This window comes from Microbacterium shaanxiense (assembly GCF_054779995.1).
Genome location: NZ_BAAGXE010000001.1, coordinates 77073 through 93595, shown reverse-complemented (window position 1 = coordinate 93595; position 16523 = coordinate 77073). Strand labels below are relative to the sequence as shown.

15 protein-coding genes are annotated in these 16523 nt (G+C 64.3%); 12 read left to right on the top strand and 3 right to left on the bottom strand.

Annotated features, from left to right (window positions below):
• The first annotated feature begins 14 nt into the window (after positions 1-14).
• On the top strand, positions 15-1325 hold the full coding sequence (locus ACYVG2_RS00420) for a UDP-glucose dehydrogenase family protein (RefSeq protein WP_460779177.1): 1311 nt from the start codon (positions 15-17) through the stop codon (positions 1323-1325).
• A gap of 23 nt (positions 1326-1348) precedes the next feature.
• Complete coding sequence (locus tag ACYVG2_RS00415; RefSeq protein ID WP_460779176.1) at positions 1349-2089, top strand: arsenate reductase/protein-tyrosine-phosphatase family protein; 741 nt, start codon at positions 1349-1351, stop codon at positions 2087-2089.
• A 16-nt stretch (positions 2090-2105) separates the two neighbouring features.
• Here the strand turns inward: ACYVG2_RS00415 and ACYVG2_RS00410 are convergent, their stop codons facing one another.
• On the bottom strand, positions 2106-2399 hold the full coding sequence (locus ACYVG2_RS00410) for a PqqD family protein (protein ID WP_460779175.1): 294 nt from the start codon (positions 2397-2399) through the stop codon (positions 2106-2108).
• Between the two features lie 28 nt (positions 2400-2427).
• Positions 2428-3903 carry a tyrosine-protein kinase domain-containing protein gene (locus ACYVG2_RS00405; protein ID WP_460779174.1) on the bottom strand — a complete coding sequence of 492 codons (1476 nt, stop codon included), beginning with the start codon at positions 3901-3903 and terminating at the stop codon, positions 2428-2430.
• A gap of 201 nt (positions 3904-4104) precedes the next feature.
• Between ACYVG2_RS00405 and ACYVG2_RS00400 the strand changes: the two genes are divergently transcribed.
• The 5 genes from ACYVG2_RS00400 to pseI all read left to right on the top strand — a co-directional run bounded on the left by ACYVG2_RS00400 (position 4105) and on the right by pseI (position 9474).
• The gene (locus tag ACYVG2_RS00400) at positions 4105-5001 is read left to right on the top strand and encodes a helix-turn-helix domain-containing protein (protein ID WP_460779173.1); all 897 of its coding nucleotides are present in this window, start codon (positions 4105-4107) and stop codon (positions 4999-5001) included.
• 179 nt (positions 5002-5180) lie between these two features.
• Positions 5181-5768: a hypothetical protein gene (locus ACYVG2_RS00395; RefSeq protein ID WP_460779172.1), complete on the top strand. Its 588-nt coding sequence runs from the start codon at positions 5181-5183 to the stop codon at positions 5766-5768.
• 5 nt (positions 5769-5773) lie between these two features.
• On the top strand, positions 5774-6787 hold the full coding sequence (locus ACYVG2_RS00390; protein WP_460779171.1) for a MauE/DoxX family redox-associated membrane protein: 1014 nt from the start codon (positions 5774-5776) through the stop codon (positions 6785-6787).
• Positions 6788-6913: 126 nt separating this feature from the next.
• Positions 6914-8383 (top strand): sugar transferase, encoded by a 1470-nt coding sequence (locus ACYVG2_RS00385; protein WP_460779170.1) that lies wholly within the window; start codon positions 6914-6916, stop codon positions 8381-8383.
• 29 nt (positions 8384-8412) lie between these two features.
• Positions 8413-9474, top strand: coding sequence for a pseudaminic acid synthase (gene pseI / locus ACYVG2_RS00380; protein ID WP_460779169.1), 1062 nt, complete (start codon positions 8413-8415; stop codon positions 9472-9474).
• A 6-nt stretch (positions 9475-9480) separates the two neighbouring features.
• Here pseI and ACYVG2_RS00375 read toward each other — a convergent pair whose 3' ends face one another.
• A complete protein-coding gene (locus ACYVG2_RS00375) occupies positions 9481-10974 on the bottom strand; it encodes a GNAT family N-acetyltransferase (protein ID WP_460779168.1) in 1494 nt (497 codons plus the stop codon).
• A 113-nt stretch (positions 10975-11087) separates the two neighbouring features.
• On the opposite strand from ACYVG2_RS00375, the gene pseB reads away from it, so the two are divergent.
• The 5 genes from pseB (at position 11088) to ACYVG2_RS00350 (ending at position 16418) form a co-directional block, all read left to right on the top strand.
• Positions 11088-12077, top strand: a complete 990-nt coding sequence (pseB, locus tag ACYVG2_RS00370; protein WP_460779167.1) for a UDP-N-acetylglucosamine 4,6-dehydratase (inverting) — start codon at positions 11088-11090, stop codon at positions 12075-12077.
• A gap of 26 nt (positions 12078-12103) precedes the next feature.
• On the top strand, positions 12104-13204 hold the full coding sequence (locus ACYVG2_RS00365; RefSeq protein WP_460779166.1) for a DegT/DnrJ/EryC1/StrS family aminotransferase: 1101 nt from the start codon (positions 12104-12106) through the stop codon (positions 13202-13204).
• Positions 13201-13932 carry a cytidylyltransferase domain-containing protein gene (locus ACYVG2_RS00360; protein ID WP_460779165.1) on the top strand — a complete coding sequence of 244 codons (732 nt, stop codon included), beginning with the start codon at positions 13201-13203 and terminating at the stop codon, positions 13930-13932. The genes ACYVG2_RS00365 and ACYVG2_RS00360 overlap by 4 nt, the downstream gene beginning before the upstream one ends.
• Positions 13933-13941: 9 nt before the next feature.
• Entirely contained in the window at positions 13942-15192 is a 1251-nt protein-coding gene (locus ACYVG2_RS00355) for a lipopolysaccharide biosynthesis protein (protein WP_460779164.1), read from the top strand.
• Between the two features lie 71 nt (positions 15193-15263).
• Entirely contained in the window at positions 15264-16418 is a 1155-nt protein-coding gene (locus ACYVG2_RS00350) for a glycosyltransferase (protein ID WP_460779163.1), read from the top strand.
• The last annotated feature ends 105 nt before the right edge of the window (positions 16419-16523 follow it).

Here is a 16523-nt window from a genome sequence, read left to right as displayed (position 1 = left end):
GAGGAACAGCCATCATGCGACTTTCGGTCATAGGCTGCGGATATCTGGGGGCCGTGCATGCTGCGGCGATGGCGTCGATCGGGCATGAGGTCGTCGGCATCGACGTCGACTCCCGCAAGATCGACGCGCTGTCGGCGGGCACAGCGCCGTTCTTCGAACCGGGGCTGCCGGAGATCCTCGACGACGGCATCCGTTCCGGTCGCCTGTCGTTCTCGACAGACATCTCCGCGGCGGCCGGCGCGGCCGTGCACTTCATCGGCGTCGGCACCCCGCAGCAGGCCGGCGGCCACGCGGCAGATCTCACGCACGTGAACGCTGCGATCGACTCGCTGCTCCCCCACCTGGCGCAGGGCGACATCGTCGCCGGCAAGTCGACGGTTCCGGTGGGCACTGCTGCTGAGCTCGCTCCGCGGATCAGGGATGCCGGTGCCACGCTGGTGTGGAACCCGGAGTTCCTTCGCGAGGGCTGGGCCGTGCAGGACACGGTCGATCCCGATCGTCTGGTCGCCGGAGTTCCGACCGGAGCGCCGGGCGAGCGCGCGGCAGCCATCCTGCGCGAGGTGTATCACCCGGCCATCGCCAAGGGCACACCGTTCATCGTCACGGACTATGCGACGTCAGAGCTCGTGAAGGTCTCGGCGAATGCCTTCCTCGCCACGAAGATCTCCTTCATCAACGCGATGGCCGAGATCGCCGAGGTCACCGGCGCCGACGTCACCCAGCTCGCCGATGCGATCGGCCATGACGCGCGCATCGGCCGTCGTTTTCTCGGAGCCGGAATCGGGTTCGGTGGCGGATGCCTGCCGAAGGACATCCGCGCTTTCGCCGCCCGTGCCGAAGAGCTCGGCCGTGGCGAATCGGTGAACTTCCTGCGCGAAGTCGACGCCATCAATCTGCGCCGTCGCGATCGCGCCGTGCAGCTCGTCATCGATGGGCTCGGCGGCAAGGTCTTCGGGAAGAAGGTCGCGATGCTGGGGGCCGCGTTCAAACCGTTCAGCGACGATGTGCGCGACTCCCCTGCCCTGGACGTCGCCGTGCGGCTGAACGGCCTCGGGGCGGACGTCGTCGTCACCGATCCGCAGGCTATCGAGAATGCCCGCAATCTCCACCCGCAACTGACCTATATCACCGGTCGAGATGACGCGATCCGAGATGCGGATGCAGTGGTGATGGTGACCGAGTGGGACGAGTACCGCCGCGAGCTGACGCCCGAGCATGCGTCGTCGCTCACGGAGGGTCGTGTTGTGGTCGATGCACGCAACGGGTTCGATGCCGCAGCCTGGCGCGCGGCGGGGTGGCAGTACTTCGGGATGGGTCGGCCGTGAGCGCGCGACGTTAGGCTGAGAGGGTGAATTCGCTCCCTTTCGGTGATCCTCCCGCCGGCATCAGCCGCCGCGAGTGGCGCCGACGTACCGCGGGAGCTTCGACGCCGGCGAGCATGCAGGGATCGGCTGCTCTGCCGGGTCTGTTCGCTTCGGCTGAGAGCACCGATGAACAGCTCAAGGGCGCACGGCCGACCATCCTGATCGTCTGCACTGGCAACATCTGTCGATCGCCGATGGCCGAGATCTTGTTGCGACGCAGTCTCGACTCACTCGGTGTGCGTGTGCACAGCGCAGGCACACAGGCACTCGTCGGTTACGAGATGACCACTCCCGCGCAGGAGATCGCGATCAAGCTAGGTGCCGACCCGGATGCGGCGAGCGCGCACCGGGCACGATATCTCATCGAACCGCTGCTTTTCGATTCCGACCTCATCCTCACGATGACCGTGGAACAGCGCGAGCGCGTCGTGCAGATGGCGCCGAGGGTCATGAAAAGGACGTTCACCGTGCCGGAGTTCGCACGTCTGGCCGCGGGGATGGATGCTGCGATGGTTCGCGGCGACGCCAGCATTTCGCCCGCAGCAAGACTGCGAAACGCCGCCGTGCTGGTGAACGACCGCCGCATGTTGTCTCCGGCGCGCGAGGTCGACGACGACGTGATTGATCCTTATCGTCGCGACCGCGCGGTGTACGAGCAATCTGCGAGCCAGATCACGCCAGGACTGCATGCGGTGCAGCGAATCACCACGGCTGCCTTGCGCTGATTTCGCTGTACCGATGTCAGCGGGCGTCGAGCATTCCTCGAGCTGTCAGGCTGCGCACGACCTCTTCGACGTCGTCTCTGATGCGGTCTTCGTCAACGTCGAAGTCCCGGGCGAGGTCGCTGATGATCTGCTTGAGCGAGGTGCTGTCATTCGCTGCGATCGTCTCCCAGATGACCGCAGCGGTTCCTTCCAGCACGACCGGGGCCTGTGCGAGATGCGCGAGGTCGACCGCGATGACTCGAGCTCCGTGCTGAACCCAGGCGGCGTCTCGCGCGACGCTGAGCAGTCCCGAAATCAGGTTTCCACCCATTCCGATCACTCCACAGCCCAGAGCGACTTCATTTTTCTGACGTGAACGTGAGTTCGCCGGCGCCGCTGCGAAGCGGACCCCGCAGGTCGGCATCGTCGTGATTACGGCGGTAGTACTCGCCTTGGTACTGGTAGCCGTAGTAAGTGGCGCCCGCGCCGCGGCGCGGCACGCGGTTGAGCACGATGCCCAGGGCCCGGGCGTCGGCACGTTCAAGGTTGCTGAGGGCACGGCCGAGCACTTCGTAGGTGGTCCGGCCGACTGTCGAGACAATGATCGCGCCGTCTGCGCTGTGGGTGAGCACTGCGGCATCGGTGACAGGGATGAGCGGCGGAGCATCGATGATAACGATTGCTTCCTGTGCCACGGCGTGCAGCAGCTCGCGCATCCGCTCCGACCCGAGCACTTCGCTCGGGTTCGGTGGGATCTGTCCCGCGCCGACGATGAGAAGGTTTCCGTTGCCGTAACGCTGGGCGACTTCGTTGATGCTGGCGCGTCCTGCCAGTACGTCGGAGAGCCCGGCGGTCTTGCCGAGCCCGAAGATCGTGCCGATCATCGGGCGACGCAGGTCGCCGTCGATGAGGACGACGCGTTTGCCGCTCGACGCAAGCGCGATCGCGAGGTTCGACGCGGTCGTCGACTTGCCATCGCCGGGGAGCGGACTGGTGATCACGATGATCCGTGGCGGGTTGTCGACGTCCATGAACTGAATATTGGTGCGCAACTCCCGCATCGCCTCGGCGATGTGGAAGAGGTGTGCGTTCTGACTCGAAGTCGAATTGCCGCCGTCGAACGGGATGAGGCGTTGGTCCGCGCTGAACGACTTCTCTTCGGGGATGGATCCCACGACGGCGACGTCGGTCTCACGCTCCACGGCCTCGACCGAGCGGATGCGGCGATCGAAGGTGTATCGCAGCAGTGCATAGGCGATCGCCAGGGCGATGCCTGCGAGCAGGCCGATCCCCAGAGCGAGTCTGACGTTTGGCGATGACGGGCTGGTGGGAAGGCCGGCGCTGTCGACGGGAGTCAGATAGATCGCTCCCGGGGTCGCGACGTCGCCCGACTCGAGCTTGTTCACCTCGGCGGACATGGACTGAGCCCACGCCTGGGCGAGGTCACGCGCCGCCTCGGGCGTCGGACCATGCGCCGTGATCGTGAGCGACGGCGTGTCCAGCGTCTGCGTGACGGAGACCTGTTCCACGAGGCTGTCGGCCGACATGTCGAGGTTGAGCTGCTCGACAACGCGGTCGGCGACGGAGCGCGTCATGCCGAGCGCGACATAGGTCTTCACGCGTGAGTTCGCGAGATTGTTGCCGAGCGTGGCAGTGCCGAGGTCGTTGGGGGCGGCCTCACCGCTAGAGGCCTGCACGATCGCTGTGGTGTCGGCGGTATAGACCTTCGGCTGGAACAACGTCCATCCGAACGCGAGCACGACGCCTGCCGCAGCGATGAGCAGCATCCCGACCCAATGCGCTCTGAACACCCTCGCATAGTCGCGCAGATCCATCGACGCCCTCTCATCGTGCCCGGGTTGCGGGCGCCTGAACTCTCGCCCCGACATTACTACAGCGGACGCGGCCCTCAGATGCCGTGCGGCTGCGGTTCGTGCGATGCACGCGATCCGGCGTGCGCACACACCGCTAAGGTAACGATCGAAAGGACGGATGACGGTGTCCCGTCGTCACGAGATGAGGCCGAGGGGGCAGCGGTGGAGCCGAACATCGGCCGAGCGATCGGCATCGAGGGGCTGCTCGCGCACGGTATCCGATGCATGACTCCCCCGCGCGGATTGCACGCCCGCGAGATGCGCGCGCGCGACACCGTGGTGCTCTCTCTGGTCGGCGATGCAGCGCGGTTCTCCGTCGACACCCGGCGGGCGTATCCGGAGCACGCGGTGTTCACCTTCTTCCGCGGCGAAGGAATGCGGGCGCGACTCGATGACAGATCATGGATGGGCGTCGACGACAGTCTCGTGATCGCGCCGCAGTCTGCCATCGGCGAGGTGCATGGCGACGACGGCTGGCAGATGCTGTCGATGATCGTCCCTCGCGCAGCACTGTCGACTTTCGTCGCGGCGCTGCCTCCGCGCACCGTGCTGCACGCAGATCGCCGGATGCTCGACGTCGCGGCCGAGAATTTCGCGTACGGGCTGGTCGGTCCGGCGCAGAGCGCATCAGCGATCGAGCAGTATGCCGTGGAGCAACTGCTCATGGAGATGTGCGGTGCCATCCTTCTCGACCGCATCGGCGCCGAGTCGGGCACGGGGTCGCCGCGCGCGGTACTGCACAATCGTGCGGTGGCTGTGATCACCCAGCAGTGCAGCAACCCCGAGCTGTCGCCCGGTGACGTCGCCCGTGAAGTGCAGTCGTCGTTGCGGCAACTGCAACTCGTGTTCTCCCAGGTCGGCAACTCGGTCGCCGGCGAGATCAGACGACAACGGGCACGTCTGGCGAGGTCGCTGCTCGTGGACAGTCGCTACGACGTGCTCAGCATCGCGCAGATCGCCGACCGTTCCGGGTTCCAATCGACGATGAGTCTGCGGCGCGCGATCGAGGCGACGTTTCACACGACGCCCAGCGCCCTGCGCAATGACCGCGACGCGTGATCGAGCTCACCCGAAGGAACAATCCGCGCACGTACCGCGCACAATGCGCTCAGTTTCTCATCTTGCTGGGTATTCGCTGCAGTTCTCTCCTAGCTTGATCTCTGGAAGGCGTCGCCAGTTTGCGCTTTTTCCCCCCCCACGTCCCCGCGGGGTATTCGCACTTTCAAGGAGGGTCCTCAATGACCGAAGAGATTCAGACCAAGGGCATTTCACGCCGTACCGTCGTCAAGGGTGCCGCATGGTCGGTGCCTGTCATCGCCGCCGCTGTCGCCACGCCGCTCGCGTCCGCTTCGACTGCGCTCGACCTGACCATCGTCGGCAACTGCTCGGGATCGTTCAACGCGTCTGGACTCGCAGGCAACATCGTCCAGCAGCTCGCTACCGTGCTGGGGCTTCAGCCGGCAACTCGCAACTTCACGGTTACCGCCGGCGCAACCGCTGTCCCCGCTGGCACGGTGTTGACCCTTGACAACTCCGGCGTGCTGAATGTCGGTCTGATCGGCGTTACGGGTGCGCTTGATGTCTCCGCGCTTGACATCATCAGCCTTGGCGGCGGCGTCACGCAGATCACGTTGCAGCAGGAGCTCCCGGCCGGCCAGTCGTTCGTGCTCGACCTGCTGCCTGCTGTCGTCGACCTCAAGGTCGCCGCGACACAGACTCTGGCTCTCCAGAGTGACTCGAGCATCTCCGACAACGTTTCCGTCCTGGTCGGAACGACTGCGAGCATTCCGTTCGTCATCACTCTCGACGTCCAGGTCTGCGCCTGATCACATTGCAGCTCCCGATCAGCCCGGTCGGCATCGTCATCGACGTTGCCACCGGGCTGATCGCCGTTACCCTCCTCTGGTCAGGGTTGGCGAAACTCCGCACGCCGCTCCTGACGCTGAAGGCGATGCAGAGCCTCGGTGCCCCCGCCTTTCTTCAAAAGCGAGGGTTCGCGTTCTCGCTGCCCTTCGTCGAGTTGCTGCTCGGCGCGGCACTCATCGTGACGCCCGGTCCCTTCCGTTTCACGGCATCCGCTCTGGCCACGGCGATGTTCGCGGTGTTCACCTTCTACGTCGCACGCGCGGTCGCACAACGCACCGAAGTCGCGTGCAATTGCTTCGGGTCTTCCTCGAGTGAGCCCGTCGACCGCTTCACCGTTGCGCGCAACTGTTTCCTCGTGGCCGGCGGAGTGCTCGCTCTCTGCGCCGGCTTCGGTGCGCCGGCCCTCGCCGTGTCACTCGACCCGATCCGGATCGTCGCATTGCTCGTCGCTTTCCTGTTCGTAGCTCTCGTAGCCAGGTCCGTGGCACAGCACCGACACATCAATCGCCTCCGCACGATCATCAACCAGAGCGCGGACCGGTACAAGCGCGATTCCGACGATCCGCTCACCGGCTCCCCCATCCCGGATGCCGAGCTCGTGAGCGTCAACGGCACGACGGTGCCACTGTCCAAGCTCGGCCGAGGCCGCGCAGTGCTCCTGATCTTCGCGAAGGCCGGATGCGGAGACTGCGGCAACGTGGCCAGATCGCTTCCGGACTGGACCGAGAAACTCGGGGGGAAAGTCGTGCCACTGATCGCGACGTCATCAGATCCACGACGCCTGTTCTCCGAGCACCCGGAGTTCATCGATCGAACGTACTTCGGTGCGAGCGCAGCTCGTGCGGCGCTCGGCATTCGCATCCTGCCGACGGCGGTGCTGCTCGCCGCAGATGCCGAGACAGTCGCCACTGAGGTCATCGAGGGCTCGGCCACCATCTCCGAATTCGTCTCGGTCGTCGCGGAACAACTCGTCGATTAGCGCCCGATATTCACGCCGCTACCAAAGCGCAACCTGCTAATCACCTGGTAGCTTGACCTTGTCCGGCGCGAAATCCGAATCTCCGCGCCGTTCTCACGTGTCATCACCAGCTAAGGGGAGGTCCCGGTGACATTGCAACGCGATGCGCCTGCGAAGTCGACTGCTGGCGGTGCCACGCCCGATTGGCAGACCAGCTACGCTCGACGGCTCGTCATCAGCGACCTCATCGTCGTCGCCGTCGTGGTATTCGGGACACAGTGCCTGTGGCTCGGGATCGAACCGCCCGGGGTCTCCGGTATCGGCATCCTCGATTACACGGGCGTCTCGATAGTGCTGCTCATCAGCTGGATGGCGACGCTCAGCATCTACGACACCCGCAGTCGACGCGTGCTGGGCTTCGGCAACGACGAGTATCGCGCGATCGCAAGCGGGGCGCTCCGCTTGTTCGGCCTCATCGCGATCGTCTCCTACCTGCTGCAGGCCGAGATCTCCCGTGGCTACATCCTGATCAGCCTCCCCTTGGGCGTGGTCGTACTGGTTCTGAGCCGGTGGGGGTGGCGACGTTGGCTTGGCGCTCAGCGCCGCAACGGCGGCATGCTCTCACGCGTTCTTCTCGTGGGAGACACCGCCGCGAACCTTCGCATCCTCTCAGAGCTGTCCCGGCAACCAGAAGCCGGTTACGTCGTCGTCGGAGCGTGTCTTCCGACCGACCGCCGCACTGACATGCTCGGCCCGACAGACGTCCCCGTTTTCGGCGACCTCGACACGGTGACGCATGCGCTCGACGTCACCGGAGCCGATACCGTTCTCGTCTCCAGCGAAAGTGGAATTCCGGCCGAGCGAGTGCGGGCACTGAGTTGGGAACTCGAGGCGGGCCAGCAGCACCTCATCATGGCTCCCAATCTCACGGACATCGGCGGGCCGCGCATCCACATGCGCCCGGTCGCCGGTCTCCCCCTCATGCACGTCGAGACGCCGAACTACACGGGCCCGCAGGTTCTCATCAAGCGCGTGTTCGACCTCGTCGGTTCCGGCCTGCTCATCACCCTCTTCTCGCCGCTCCTGCTCGTGATCGCCGTGCTCGTGCGCGCGACGAGCGCGGGGCCTGCACTGTACGGCCAGGAGCGGGTGGGGCTCAACGGCAAGCCGTTCAAGATGATGAAGTTCCGTTCGATGATCGTGGATGCCGACGCCCAGTTGTCCGAGCTTCTCGCCCAGCAAGGACGCGACGGCACGCCGCTGTTCAAGGTGGAATCCGACCCCCGCGTCACGAAGGTCGGGCGCTTTCTGCGCAAGTACTCGCTCGACGAACTGCCGCAGTTGTTCAATGTCTTCCTCGGGACGATGAGTCTCGTGGGTCCGCGGCCTCAACGCGACGGCGAAGTCGCACTGTACGATGACGCCGCCCAGCGCCGCCTCATCGTGAAGCCCGGAATGAGCGGGCTCTGGCAGGTCAGCGGCCGCTCTGCACTGAGCTGGGAAGACGCGATCCGTCTCGACCTGTACTACGTCGAGAACTGGTCTCTGACTGGGGATGTCCACATTCTGTTCCGCACCTTGAAGGCGGTCATCGCCCCCGGCGAGACGGCGCACTGACTCCTCCGGCCTCCAGTAATGTTGGCAACGTGAGCTCAACTCGAACCATCGCCCTGCCCAGCGCCCGGATCGGCACAGGCAATCCCATCTTCACGATCGCCGAGATGTCCGGCAATCACAACGGCGATCTCGATCGGGCGCTCGAGATCGTCGATGCAGTCGCGACCACCGGCGCGAGCGCACTGAAGATTCAGACGTACACCGCCGACACCCTCACGATCGACAGTGACGCCCCAGCATTCCGAGTGAAGAACGACCACGGCCTGTGGGGCGGACGGAACCTCTACTCCCTCTATCAGGAAGCGCATACCCCGTGGGAATGGCACGAGGCGATCTTCAACCGTGCCCGCGAGCGCAACTTGATACCCTTCTCCACACCGTTCGACCCCACGGCGGTCGAGTTCCTCGAAGCGCTCGGCGTCGAGCTGTACAAGACGGCGTCGGCGGAGATCGTTGACATTCCCCTCATGCGGGAGATCGCCCGCACGGGCAAGCCGATCATCATGTCCACTGGTATGGCGACGCTGGCAGAGATCGACACCGCGGTGACTGCGGTGCGCGATGCGGGATGCGAAGACCTCGTGCTGCTCGCCTGCACCGCCGCGTACCCGGCGCTCCCGGAAGAGGCCCGTCTCGGTAACATCCAGGCGCTGCGTGATGCCTTCGATGTCCCGGTCGGTCTTTCGGACCACACGCTGGGCATCGGAGTCGCCGTCGCCGCGGCAGCCCTCGGCGCCGTGGCTATCGAGAAACATCTCACGCTGTCGCGCGAGAGCGGTGGCGTCGACGCCGACTTCTCTCTCGTTCCCGATGAATTCCAGGCACTCGTCACGTCAGCCGAGCAGGCGCGCGTCGCAGTGGGATCCGGTGTGGCATTCGGCCCGACTCCCGAAGAGCAGGCGGTTCTTGCGCTGCGCCGGTCGCTGTACGTCGTCGCGGATGTGCGGCGGGGCGACCCTGTCACCCCGGACAATGTGCGATCGATCCGCCCGGCGGGCGGCCTCGCACCGGACGCGTTCGATCTCGTCGTCGGTCGCGCCTTCACCAAGGACGTGAGTCGCGGCACGCCGCTGACCTGGGACACACTCTGACGAGACTCAATCAGAGTCATGAGGGAGTCGCCATTTGGCGCGCACCTCGAAGCCGTTCTCGTCGCGGGGCATATGCGGCAGGTAACCGGCACGTTGGAAGAGTCGTCGTGAGGCTCCGTTGTCGGAATGGATGCTCGCGAGCATCCTGACGGGCGCGTCGACGTCCAGTGCCTTCTCGCCTGCTGCGAGAACGGCGGAGCCAAGGCCCTTCCCTCGGCTCTGCGGAGCCAGCGTGATGGAGATCTCCCAGTCATGATCGGCGCGTCGGTCCCAACGCACCGTACCGATGTCATCCGGGCCCTGACTGACGACCGACAATCTCCGTTCCGGATCGGCGAGGCATCTGGCGAGCCATGCGACGTGGTCGTCCCAGACGAGCGCCTCAGACGACCTCGAGTTCTGCCGTGTCGACTCGTCATTGCGCCAATCGAACAGGGTACGGGCATCCGCCATCGTCGCGCGGCGAACGGCACACGCTCCCGAAGCACCGGTGACGACGCGCGTGTCGAGAAGCTCCTCCCACGCTGAGACGATCCTCCACACGCCGAGGCCATCCACTAGGGCGGCCGCATGCGCAGCCTGCGCGTCGAGCCGGGCGCGGTCGACCACCAGCTTCGCAAGTCCGGCGACGCGGTCCACGAGGTCGGTGTGCGGCGGCATGCCGAGACCGATTCCGAGCCCAGCCCCGATGGCGGCGTCGTAGCCGCGACGCTGGTTGTCGACCGCACAGACGAGTGCCATCGGCGCGCCGAGGCACGCGAAGTCCCACACCGAAGTCCCGGCGGCGGTGATCACGAGTGTCTGCTGCCGCGCGAGGGCAGGCAGATCGGGCATGAACGGTTGAATATCGACGATGTGCGCCGCGTTGTCGATGACATCGCGCAGTTCGTCGTGCCGATCCGCTGCCGCGACCACAGTGAGCTCGAGCGGTGTCTCGATGCGGGCGAGTCCCTCCAGGACGCGTCCGGTGAGCCGACGAGGGTCTGTGCCTCCCATCACCACCAGAACTCGAGGACGATCTCCTGCAACGACGGGAACGTCACGCTGCCGCCGCACCTGAGAGCGGATCACGGCCGCATCGATGCCGATGAGACGTTGGGCAGGGTGAGCGGACCTGCCGAACCACCGCTCTGCCCCGAGGTTCGCATCGATCGCAAGGCCGGCAGAGCGGACGCCGTATGGGCCGTCCTGCATGTTGCTCACCAGCGCGCGGCCTCCGGTGATGTCCGGCACGGCATTGTACGAATCGACGTGCACCACGTCGTGCGTGTGCGCGGCTGCACGGAGGAAGTCCGCCGCGTCTCGCCCCTTCAACGGACGAATCGCGACTCCCGGCGCCATCGACTCGATACGTTCGCGCGCATCGTCGAGGATGTCGCCGACGATCTCGACGGCCCACCCTCTGCCAGTCGCTTCTTGGCCGACGGCGAGCGCGCGCATCAGGTGCCCGAGACCGCCTTCGACCGTCGCATCGGCGTGGATGACCGCTCGTCTCGGCATAGAGGTTCCTTCTCGCTGTCGCGGCGTTCGGCTTTCGCGCCCAACCGATAGGATAAACCCAGCTTGGGTAGGCAATCCCTGAGCCGTGTCCGCATACGCATCAGGGAGTGTTCTTGTCCGTTCTCGAGGGATCCAACATTCTGATCACCGGTGGAACAGGTTCGTTCGGCAAGGCGTTCATCCGCTACGCGCTCGACAACCTCAACCCCCGCCGGCTGGTCATCTTCTCGCGCGACGAGCTCAAGCAGTACGAGGTGCGACAATTGTTCGGAAACGACCCGCGCCTGCGCTGGTTCATCGGCGACATCCGAGACGAACGCCGCCTCGCCCGTGCGCTGCATGGTGTCGACTACGTCGTACACGCGGCGGCGCTGAAGCAGGTCGACACCGCTGAGTACAACCCGTTCGAGTTCGTGAAGACGAACGTTCTCGGCAGCCAGAATGTCATCGAGGCATCCATCGACGCCGGTGTGAAGAAGGTCGTCGCACTCTCGACTGACAAAGCGTCGAGCCCGATCAACCTGTATGGTGCGACCAAGCTCACAGCCGACAAGCTGTTCATCACCGGAAACCACTACGCCGCTGCGTACGAGACGCGCTTCTCGGTCGTCCGATACGGCAACGTGATGGGTTCTCGCGGGTCTGTCATCCCGTTCTTCCGCAAGCTCGGCGACGAGGGCAAGCCTCTCCCGATCACTGACCTGCGTTGTACGCGCTTCTTCATCTCGCTGCCGCAGGCGGTGGAGATGGTCGTCGACACATTCGACTTCATGCAGGGCGGAGAACTGCTCGTCCCTCGCATCCCCTCTATGAAGGTCACCGACCTCGCACATGCTGTCGTCCCGGATGCCGAGCTCGTCGACGTCGGACTGCGCCCGGGTGAGAAACTGCATGAAGAGATGATCAGCCCCGAAGAAGGTCGTCGTGCCGTCATCATCCGCGACGGCAAGTACTTCATCATCCAGCCCGACCTCGCATCATGGGGTTACCAGACGCCACAGGGCGCAGTGCCGGTCGAGCCTGGATTCGCGTACCAGTCCGACAGCAATGACACCTGGTACACCCGCGACGAGATCGCTGCCATCATCGAAGCCGGTCTCTGACGATGCTGCCCTACGGACGTCAGTCCGTGTCCGAAGAGGACATCGCCGAGGTCGCTGAGATCCTGCGCGGCGATTGGCTCACGACGGGCCCGACCGTGGCCGCTTTCGAGGCTGAGATCGGGCGCCTCTCCGGCGGGCACCGCGCGGTGACTTCGACGTCAGGCACTGCCGCCTTGCACATGGCGTACGCCGCCGCGGGCGTCGGCGTCGACGACGAGGTGATCTCGACGCCGATGACGTTCGTGGCCACGACGTCGATGGCTTCGATCCTCGGCGCGAAGATCATCTTCGCTGACGTCGAGGAGGACACCGCACTCATCGATCCGGTCTTGGTAGAGGGCCTGGTCACTGAGCGCACGAAGGTCGTCGCCGCAGTCGACTACGCCGGCCATCCCGCAGACTATGACGCACTCAACGCGATCGCTGCGAAAGCGGGCGCCCTCGTGCTCGATGACGCGGCCCACTCCATCGGAAGCACGTACAAGGGACGCCCCGTGGGCGATCTCGCCGACCTCACGACGTTCTCGTTCTTCCCGACGAAGAACCTGACAACGGGTGAGGGCGGAGCCGTCGTGGCGAAAGACGCCACGATCGCACAGCGCGCGCATGAGTTCCACTTCATCGGGCTGGTCCGCGACTCAGACCGCTTCGAGATCACGACCGAAGGCCCGTGGCACCAGGAGGTGCACGAGTTCGGCGTGAACTACCGTCTCACCGACATCGCCTGCGCGCTCGGGCTGGCCCAGCTACGACGCCTTGAGTCGTTCAAAGCACGCCGAGCCGAGATCACACAGCGCTACAACGACGCCCTCGCGTCAGTCGACGGCATCCGCATCCCCGTACAACGCGATGACGTCGATCCGATCCGTCACCTCTACCCGATCCGGGTTCTCGGCGGCCGCCGTCGCGAAGTGTTCGACAAGATGCGCGACGACGGCGTCGGCGTGCAGGTGAACTACATGCCGGTGTACTGGCACCCGGTGTACGCGAACGCCGGATATCGGCGCGGAATGTGCCCGAACGCCGAGGCCTTCTACGCGGAAGAACTGTCGCTGCCGATCTTCCCCGACCTCACAGACTCTCAAGTCGACCAGGTCGTCGAAACCCTGGTGAAGGCGTTGCAGTGACCCGCGTCGGCATCATCACGCAAGCGCGCATGACGAGCACACGGTTGCCCGGCAAGGTGCTCCTCACCGCGGGCGGCAAGACGATGCTCGGACATCACCTGGATCGACTCGCGGCCGCGGGATATCCCGTGATCGTCGCGACGACCGAGAATGTCACCGACGACCCCATCGTCGATGAGGCGACCGCCCGTGGCGCTCGCGTGTATCGCGGCAGCGAGAACGACGTGCTGTCACGTTTCTCTGAGGCAGCAGCGGACGCTGAGCTCGAAGTGGTCGTCCGGGTGACGTCGGATTGCCCACTCATCGACGCCAGCCTCATCGTCCGGGGGGTAGAGGAGTATCTCGCTCTGGACGACGCCGGCGCACACGTCTCGAATGTGCTGGAGCGCACCTACCCGCGAGGATTCGACTTCGAAGTGTTCTCAGCCGCGGCGCTCGCTGACGCCGACGCTCATGCCACCGACCCCGCCGATCGCGAGCATGTGACGCCGTACCTGTATCGGAACAGGTCCGGCCGGATGACCATGCACGCGATCCGCCGCGAGGCTGACGCTTCGCGTTTTCGTGTCACGCTCGACACCTCCGACGACTACGACGTGATCACTCGACTCATCCGAAGGCACGAAGCGGCGTCGCTCGACAGCGAACAGATCATCGCGGTTCTCAACGATCACCCCGAATTGGCTGAGCTCAACGCCCACGTCGAGCAGAAGAAGCTCGGCGAGTAGGGTCCCGTCGTGCCCGCCTCCACGCGTGCCCGCCGGTTGATTCCCGTCGGCCTTCGGCTCTCGGCTCTCGGCATGCGCTTCCTCCTCATCTTCTTCCTGGCACGCCTGTTGCCTGTGGAGGACGTGGGCTTGTACAGCCTGCTCCTGGCGACGATCTCATTCGTCGTCTTCATCTTCGGATTCGACTTCTACACATACTCGACGAGACAGATCATCCGTGATGACGGACGCCAACGGCGCGCTTTCATCCGGTCACAAGCGGTACTCTCGGTCATTCTCTATGGCGTGGTCAGCCCGATCCTGGTGGTGCTGTTCGCCACCGGTTTCCTGCCCTGGCATACACTGGGCTGGTTCCTCGGACTCGCGATCGTAGAACACATCGGCCTCGAGATCGACCGCCTCCTGATCGCCATGCACGATCAATTCGGAGCGAGCATGGGGATGTTCATCCGGCAAGGTTGCACATCTCTGGTGGCTGTGCCGTTGATGTTGATGGAGCCGGCCTTGCGCACACTCGATTTCCTCCTCGCAACCTGGTTCGCCTTCGACGTCCTCGGTATCCTCGTGGGTTGGTTGTATCTGCGACGTCACCTTCGCGAGCATCCAGTGGGGAAAGTGCGGTACTCATGGATCCTCACCGGCGTGAAGATGGCGCTACCTTTCTTGATCGGCACGCTCTGCCTTCGCGGTCTGTTCACCTTCGACCGTCAGATCGTGGCAGCAACCGCCGGTCTCGCTATCCTCGGCACGTATGGACTATTCATGAGCTTGGGCTCAGGGATGACACAGGTACTCAACGCCGGCGTTCAGCAGTTCGCCTACCCGCGCCTTGTCGCCGCCGCGCATGCCAAGAGCGCATCGGACTTCACGCGCGCGCTGCGGTCTCTGAACCTCCAGACCTTGGTCGGCGTCACGACGATCTCTCTTGCCGTCGTCGCCGCCTCTCCTCTCCTGCTCAGGTTCGTCGGCGGTGACGCCTACGAACAGCAGGCGTGGATGCTGCCCTGGGTCATGCTCGTCAACGCCATCTATAACGTCTCCCTCGTACCGCACTACGCGCTGTACGCGCTGGACGCGGATCGGGCGATTCTGCTGTCCACCGTGGGGGCGCTTGCCCTGTTCGCCCTGGTTGTCGTGCTACTCATTCGAATCGACGTCGTTGTCGCCGTCCTGGCCGCTTTGGGGAGCGCCTGTGCGATGCTGCTGATCGTCAAGTCAGCGGTGTACTTCTCTCGGCGTAAGCGCGTCGGGTGGTTGTGAGTGGCCGGTAGAGTGAGACTGTTCAGCGCCCCGGCTTACGGATACTGACCTGAATCTTATCGAGGTACTTCTTGTCCCCATCTCATCAACCACCGCGTGTACTGCAGTACACATACGGCGGTTCGCACGTATCCGGCATAGACACGTACCTGCTTGAGATGTATCGCGCCTTAGATCACTCACGGGTCCAGTTCGACCTCCTATACCGCTACGCATCACCGTGGGACGCCACGACCGAACATGAGTTGCGAGAAATGGGCGCGACCGTACGCTCACTCAGTATCTCTGAGCACGGGAACGTGCTGATCAGTCAGCTTCAAGAAGTGGTCCGTCTTCGGAAATTCTTCCGCAGAGAGAAGTACGAGGTCGTCGAGATCAACATGACCTCGACATTTATGTGTCTCGCCGCCGCGCTGATCGCCAGATCTTCCGGAACCCGTGTGAGGGTTGTGCATGCACACGATTCAGCAACATCGGAAAGCAACTTCAAGAGGGCGCTCAAGCGCTCCGCCACGAACGCGCTCGTGCGCGCATCCACTCATCATTGGGCCTGCTCTGAAGATGCCGCCCGCTACCTTTTCGGCGATCGCCCTGTAGATGCGCAGCGTTGGACACTCGTCAAGAACGGAATCGACGTGGCCCGTTTCGGCTACGACTCGACGGCGAGAGAAGTCCTACGCGACGAGCTGGGGCTCACCCAGAATTTCGTCGTCGGAATGGTCGGACGGCTCACCGATCAGAAAAATCATCGCCGCGCTCTCGTCATCTTCGCCACGCTGCTGGCCCAGCGCCCCGAAGCACGGCTCGTGATCGTCGGTGACGGGCCACTTCGCGCGCAGCTCGAGGACGAGGCAAGATCTCTCGGTATCGATGGACATGTTCTGTTCCTCGGGCGCAGGTCAGACATCAGCACGATGCTCAACGCCTTCGATGTATTGCTGGCGCCATCGGTCCATGAAGGATTCCCCGTCATCGCCATTGAGGCACAGGCGACGGGGCTTCCGATGGTCGTTTCTGAGGCGTTTCCCCAAGAGACGAACATCATCGGAAGAACGACGTTTATTCCGCTGGCCGCAGCGCCCGAGCTGTGGGCAAGGAATCTGCAGAACGCGGCTGAAGGCCCTCGATCCGGGCAGCAGGACGTCGTCACCGCAGCGGGATATGACCGTGCATCTAGCGCGCATCAGTTGCAAGACGCGTACGCGTCCTTCCTGGGGCGTATGTAGCAATGGCCGGACTCAGAACTCTGCCGTCAGCCGCTCTGTCAGGCACCCGTCAGCTTGCGGCGAAGAACTATTACGCAGCCAAAAGGCTGAATCAATTCTTCGGAG